10 protein-coding genes are annotated in these 5,970 nt (G+C 48.5%); 4 read left to right on the forward strand and 6 right to left on the reverse strand.

What is annotated here, in order from left to right; all coding sequences use genetic code 11:
* From ACEW8P_RS00675 to ACEW8P_RS00690, 4 genes are all read right to left on the reverse strand, one after another.
* A partial coding sequence (locus tag ACEW8P_RS00675) for an aldo/keto reductase (protein WP_373511186.1) occupies positions 1 to 855 on the reverse strand: 855 nt, incomplete at its 3' end.
* 42 nt (positions 856 to 897) lie between these two features.
* On the reverse strand, positions 898 to 1,083 hold the full coding sequence (locus ACEW8P_RS00680) for a hypothetical protein (protein WP_373511187.1): 186 nt from the start codon (positions 1,081 to 1,083) through the stop codon (positions 898 to 900).
* A gap of 199 nt (positions 1,084 to 1,282) precedes the next feature.
* Positions 1,283 to 2,401, reverse strand: coding sequence for an MBL fold metallo-hydrolase (locus tag ACEW8P_RS00685; RefSeq protein ID WP_373511188.1), 1,119 nt, complete (start codon positions 2,399 to 2,401; stop codon positions 1,283 to 1,285).
* A gap of 59 nt (positions 2,402 to 2,460) precedes the next feature.
* A complete protein-coding gene (locus ACEW8P_RS00690) occupies positions 2,461 to 3,189 on the reverse strand; it encodes an alpha/beta fold hydrolase (protein ID WP_373511189.1) in 729 nt (242 codons plus the stop codon).
* Positions 3,190 to 3,236: 47 nt separating this feature from the next.
* Between ACEW8P_RS00690 and ACEW8P_RS00695 the strand changes: the two genes are divergently transcribed.
* The 3 genes from ACEW8P_RS00695 to ACEW8P_RS00705 are packed head-to-tail and all read left to right on the forward strand — an operon-like array spanning position 3,237 to position 4,075.
* Positions 3,237 to 3,470, forward strand: coding sequence for a hypothetical protein (locus ACEW8P_RS00695; protein ID WP_373511190.1), 234 nt, complete (start codon positions 3,237 to 3,239; stop codon positions 3,468 to 3,470).
* A gap of 42 nt (positions 3,471 to 3,512) precedes the next feature.
* Positions 3,513 to 3,815, forward strand: a complete 303-nt coding sequence (locus ACEW8P_RS00700; RefSeq protein WP_373511191.1) for a DUF4160 domain-containing protein — start codon at positions 3,513 to 3,515, stop codon at positions 3,813 to 3,815.
* On the forward strand, positions 3,812 to 4,075 hold the full coding sequence (locus ACEW8P_RS00705) for a DUF2442 domain-containing protein (RefSeq protein WP_373511192.1): 264 nt from the start codon (positions 3,812 to 3,814) through the stop codon (positions 4,073 to 4,075). The genes ACEW8P_RS00700 and ACEW8P_RS00705 overlap by 4 nt, the downstream gene beginning before the upstream one ends.
* Before the next feature lie 5 nt (positions 4,076 to 4,080).
* Here ACEW8P_RS00705 and ACEW8P_RS00710 read toward each other — a convergent pair whose 3' ends face one another.
* Both ACEW8P_RS00710 and ACEW8P_RS00715 read right to left on the reverse strand, forming a co-directional pair.
* Entirely contained in the window at positions 4,081 to 5,424 is a 1,344-nt protein-coding gene (locus tag ACEW8P_RS00710; RefSeq protein WP_373511193.1) for a TlpA family protein disulfide reductase, read from the reverse strand.
* Positions 5,421 to 5,567, reverse strand: coding sequence for a hypothetical protein (locus ACEW8P_RS00715; RefSeq protein WP_373511194.1), 147 nt, complete (start codon positions 5,565 to 5,567; stop codon positions 5,421 to 5,423). The genes ACEW8P_RS00710 and ACEW8P_RS00715 overlap by 4 nt, the downstream gene beginning before the upstream one ends.
* A gap of 38 nt (positions 5,568 to 5,605) precedes the next feature.
* Here ACEW8P_RS00715 and hslV point away from each other — a divergent pair.
* Positions 5,606 to 5,970, forward strand: a 365-nt coding sequence (gene hslV, locus ACEW8P_RS00720) for an ATP-dependent protease subunit HslV (protein WP_373511195.1), incomplete at its 3' end; no start/stop codon positions are given.

Here is a 5,970-nt window from a genome sequence, read left to right on the forward strand (position 1 = left end):
CGCTTCGAGTTCACGGATATCGTCTTTGTCCAATTGCAGAGAAGCTGCCGCCGCATTTTCTTCCAAATGTTTTACCGACGAAGTACCGGGAATAGGCAGCATTACGGATGACCGTTGTAATAACCAAGCCAAAGCCACCTGATATTCCGAAACTTCATGCTTTTTAGCAATATTCTTGATGCTCTTCTGACTATTAATGCTCCCCGCCGAAAGTGGGTACCAGGGAATAAATCCTACATTGTTTTTCTCGCACCATTTTAAGGAATCTTCCCAGCGGCGTTCTCCCAGATTATACATGTTCTGAACGGTAGCGACTTCAACCGTCTTAGTGGCTTGTTCCAATTGTTCGGTACTAACCTCTGAAAGGCCAATATGGCGGATTAACCCCTCTTTCTGCGCGTCTTTCAGCACACCTAGACTTTCTTCCATCGGCACTTCGGTATCGATACGGTGAAGTTGATACAGGTCGATGCGCTCGGCCTTTAAACGCCTCAAACTACCCTCCAACGAAGCCCGCAGATGTTCAGGTCGCCCGTTTGGCACCCATTTATTAGGACCGGGACGGGTCAATCCACCTTTGGTGGCGATGATCATTCCCGCCGGATATGGGTGGAGAGCCTCGGCAATCAATTTCTCTGAGATATTGGGGCCATAGCTATCGGCTGTGTCGATGAAGTTAATACCCAATTCGGGTAATCTTCGCAGTACGCGAATTGCTTCATTCCGGTTTTCGGGTGGCCCCCAGATACCGCTGCCCGTGATGCGCATGGCCCCGTAACCTAGTCGGTTGATGTTTAGATCGCCGCCTATTTTGAATTGGCCCGAAGAAGCCACGTTTATAGTCTTATCATTCATATTATTGATAATATTTTCTGCCTTGAAAGGAAAAATGCCCTTTCAATACATTCCCGCTAGCTGCATTCTTTTAAAGATACCCAGCTTCTCGAAGCTTCCCGACAACAACCGTCGCGCTTGGGCACGTCTCCTCATGCGTCGGGTCGAGGCGCCCTCAAAATACTGGTGGTATTCGATCCAAAAACGGTACACCGCTCTTCTGAATTGGCTATTCTTTTTTTCTTCCATAACCATCGGTTTTAGCTTTTGATGAAAGTATTAGGGAATACTCCCGCCAACATCAAAACTTCTGTGCCATGCCACAAATCAAAACCGGATTCCTGAGTATACTCGGGAATCCGGTTTAAGCAATGTGCGGACGATGCTACATCTGCTTATTTTGAGAAAATTATTCAACGTTTTTTGAATAGAGTACTTATAAAATCCCCTATACAAACTGTTTTTCTTCCCCGACTCGATGCCACCAAGCTGTATTGGGGTACTTTCCTCCAATTACCACCGCCTGTCCAATAAGAGGCGTGGCAAGTGGTAGTTGCATCTCCTGCGCTCGTTTCGACACGCGCTCGATCGGCTCGTACCAAGGGTGTAGCGCCAGCGTAAACTTGGCCCAGTGCACGGGTAGTAGGGCTTTGGCCCGCAAATCGAGGGCAGCCTGAACGGTTTGCTCGGGCATCATATGGATGTAGGGCCAGTTTTGGTTGTACTGACCGCATTCCAGAATCGTCAGGTCGAATGGCCCATATTTCTCCCCTATCTCGGCAAAGTGCTTGTCATAGCCCGAGTCTCCGCCCAGGTACAATTTGTAGTCGGATGCGTCCAGCACGAACGATGACCATAATGTCTGTCCGCGCTTGAAGAGTCGCCCCGAAAAATGCCGCGCGGGTAAGGCGGTAAGGCTGATTCCGTCTGAGAGTTGCGCCGTTTCGTACCAGTACAATTCCTGTATCGTATCGGGCGCGTAGCCCCAACGTTCCAGGTGTGCCCCCACGCCCAGCGAAGCCACGACCTGCTTTACTTTGGGGCGTACTTTCACGACCGTATCGTAATCGAAGTGGTCGTAATGATCGTGCGTAATCAACAAGATGTCGATTTCGGGCATATCCGCTACGCCGTACACATTGCTGCCAGGGTAGTTCTTGCCAAAAAATGAAACGGGCGAAGCATTTCCACTAAATACCGGATCGACAAGAATCGTTTTGCCCGAGATTTTGAGCAAATAAGACGAATGGCCGAACCATACCAATGTGTCTTCGCCATCAGGCAGATTTTTCAAGTCAGTTTTTATCGAAGGCAGCGGCCGACTGGGCTTACGATCTTTGCCCGGCCGCAGAAAGTCGCGCATCGTGCCAAGCGTCGTTACACCTTCGGCCATTACGGGTGTGGGGCTATGATTTTGGAAGGCACCTCTGTGGTAATTGGATGATTTCCTGATACGTCCGAGGCGGGTTCCGGTGGGGACGCGACCAAAGACGCGATGATTGAGGGTAGTCTTTGCGATGAAAGCGAGCGCTGCTGATGAGGCAAATACGATTAGAAAAAGAGGCATAGGAAAATTTTGCTTGAAACGAGCGAGGTCAGTTCGAAAGGTAGGGATTTGATTCCAAACTACTCCTGCAATAGTTTTACCAAATCCTCTGGTTTGGAGTTTTGCGGATTGTGGTCGGCGGTGAGGCGGTAGGTTTGCCAACCCAAATCTTTCGCGACTTTCTCGTATTGGTAAAAGGCGTCTGCCTCCGGTTTCTGCGGGTCGTCCACAGTCAGGATGTATTTGCCATTCCTGGGATGCGGGCGGCGGAGCGGTCGGCGTTCGGTGAGCGTTGCGACGGACTGAGGGACATTATGCGGAAAACTTTCTGAATCGGCGACGAAAGGCGGGATCAGCATTCCGTCTTTTTCGTATTTCAGCAGGTCGGTGCCGCCCACGCGCAGGTCGAACGCACTTTTCCGGTCTTCAGCGATGTGAGCGTCGATATAGACGATCTGCGCGGTGCGGTCGGGCAGCGAATCAGCCACACCCGTGACGACCATCCCGCCGTAGCTATGGCCCACTAGGACGATGTTGTGCAGGTCTTCAAATAAAATCACGTTCACGATGTCGGCTACGTGGGTACTTAGGTCGACTTCTGACGAAGCCAGGTGATATCGTTCGCCCAGCCCCGTCAGCGTGGGGCGATAGACTTTATTCCCCCGCGCCGTAAGTAGCGAGTCCACTTTTTTCCAAGCATAGCCGCCACCAAAGGCTCCGTGAACGATGAGGTAGGTTTTGGGGGATTGGGCGAAGGCGGAAAGCGTTGTCAAAAGTATGAGCGACAATAATATCTTGAATTCTCTCATATTTGGAGTTAATGCGTTATCTTAGTAAGATACTAATCTTCATACTCATGCAATTAACCTATAAAATAACAGCCGACACGCTTGATGATGTTTTTTTGGAGGCCATCAAATCTCAATTCGCGGGGAAAGAAGTAAACATCACGATCGAAGAGGCAGAGTCTGCTGTGGTTGACCCGATCGACCAATTTCATAAAATGGAAAAGCTCCGCAAAAAGCTGAAAAGAATCAAAGTCGATTCTAGCATCAACTTGTCAGCGTTGGCTAACGAGTTGAACTTATGACTATTATCTTTAATTTCACGTTATTTTATAATTGGTTTTTCAATGCCTAAGCTGATCGAATACTTTGGATTGGTATTTTACTTCTATAGCAATGAACACCTACCCGTTCACGTTCATGTAAGCCACGCGGAATACGAGACAATCTTTGAACGCTTTTTTGAGGCAGGAAAATTGTCCGATATCCAAGTTCGCAAAGCAAGTGGTATTGAAATGCTGCCTGCTAAGGACCAAAAAGAAGCAACGAAAGTGCTTGAAAAATACGCAGATGAAATTGCGCAAAAATGGTTTGATTTTTTTGTCCTGAAAAAGAAACCCGACATTCGGAAAATTACAAAAAGACTATGAGAGCGCTAGCCGTAACCGATGCTGAATACTTGATTGACCACCAGTTGAAAATTAGTTTTTCTGATGGAACTAGCCAAATTGTCGATTTTGGCCCATTCTTAATCCAGCACCCGCATCCCCAACATGACAAGTACCGCCACCTGACAAATTTCAAAAAATTTAAGGTTGAGCGGGGCAATGTTGTTTGGGGCAAAGATTGGGATCTGATTTTTCCGATTTCCGAGCTGCACAAGGGTAATATTTCTCCGGCTGTGTATTAGAAAAATCATTTTCTGGCCAATTCAGCCAACTTCCTCTCCAAAGCCTTCCCGCGCAGATTCCGGGCCACAACTCTCCCATCAGGCCCGACCAGTACATTGGTAGGGTAGCCAGTAATATTGTAGGTTTCGACCAGCTTGTTATCCTTATCGGAGATAATCTGCGGCCAGGCCAACGGTCGCTTTTCCAAGAATTTTCTCAACTGGACAGGCGACTGAACTCCGGCAATGCTGACAAATTCGACGCGCTCCTTATCGACCCCTTCGTAGATTTTTTGCAATTCGGGTAGTTCCAGTACGCAGCCTTTGCACCAGGTACCCCAGAAATCCACAAATAGGTACTTGCCTTTGTAATCTGATGAGGCAATGGGTACTTCCGAGTCAAATAACTTGGCTTCGAAAGGTCGAAAAGTGTAGCCGGCTTGTAGCCCAAAACCTAATTTTTCGACGTACTCTCCCGCTAATTCAAGTACCTCGTGGCAGATATTCACGCCTAGGTTCCGGTATTTTACTTTATCAAAAATCCCCCCAACTGAAAGTAGATCGCCCTCTCTGACTGGTTCAGAAAAGCCTTTCAGAACTGAATTATTTTCATCGACAAGTACAAGTGAGGTACTACTATAATCGGGCCGACCTCCTCCGCTCAACACGATGTTATGAACTTGGTCTTTTACTTTCAATTTTGCGGTGGTGTACTGGGGGAAGCTATACGCTAACGGCCAGAAACTGGTTCGTCTAACGAGCATGGGAACTCGCTTTGAAACCACCTGGCCCTCTTGAAATACTTCGTAATTTACGTAATGCTTTTCATCCTCGGCATATTGGGTCATCGTGCTGTCCATTGCGTAAGCTTTGGGATAAAACACTTCATCATCGCTGAAATCCAGGTTATTGTTGGTATCAATGATTACCGCCGTCAGCCCTTGCTTGTCTTTACCACTCACTACGTACACATAACATTTGATCGGTTCGGCGGACAGTTCCTCGGGATTGATATGCCACTCTGGATTTTCTAGAAATCCATCAAACTCTTCTTGACTAATTTTCCCGGCTTTATAATTTTGGTAAATCAGCTGGCTTGAATTCAACCAAACCATTGATTTTTTTACTCCTCGCCATGACTCGGGAATCCCCTTCACGGGCAAATATGTTTTCACCCAGGTTTTTGCGGAGGAATCGTCCTTTTTATGCTCTTCAGAGAGAGGCCCCCAACCACCACCGCCCGGCCCAAAGCCTTCCACAAAAGTCAAGGGCAAGCGTATCGTTTGGTCCACAGCCTCGCCCTTTTCTCGATTTTGACAGGAAGTCAGGGCGCAAATAGCCCCCAGCAAGAAAATCAGTATGTTTCTCATGATATCAAGGTAGTTATTAGAAATTCCAATGCTGTAACAAAAAGCAGATGCAACTCCCACCCTACCCGATCCGCCAAGCCGTCCTGAACGTTCCCCCGCCCGGCGGGGTTATAGCCTTCGATTCCGGCTGCGGCCCGAATCATTTTTTTTAGCCAAGAACCTCCAATCTATAAAAATTCAAATGCAAAAAATACACGCAACCACTGTCCTGGGCGTCCTGCACAACGGGATGCTGGCCCTCGGGGCCGACGGACAGGCCACGATGGGCAATACCGTCGCCAAGAGTAACGTCAAGAAAGTTCGCGCGCTGCAGGGCGGCAAAATCCTGGTTGGCTTCGCCGGCTCCACGGCGGATGCCTTTTCGCTGTTAGAAAAATTTGAGGAAAAACTCAACGCATACGGCGGCAACATGAAGCGGGCCGCCATCGAACTCGCCAAGGAATGGCGCACCGACCGCTACCTGCGCAAGCTGGAGGCGATGATTATCACGGCCAACCAGGAAGAAATTCTGGTCATTTCTGGCACGGGCGACGTCCTGGAACCCGA

The sequence above is a fragment of the Persicitalea sp. genome, from assembly GCF_041751555.1.
Lineage (GTDB): Bacteria > Bacteroidota > Bacteroidia > Cytophagales > Spirosomataceae > Persicitalea.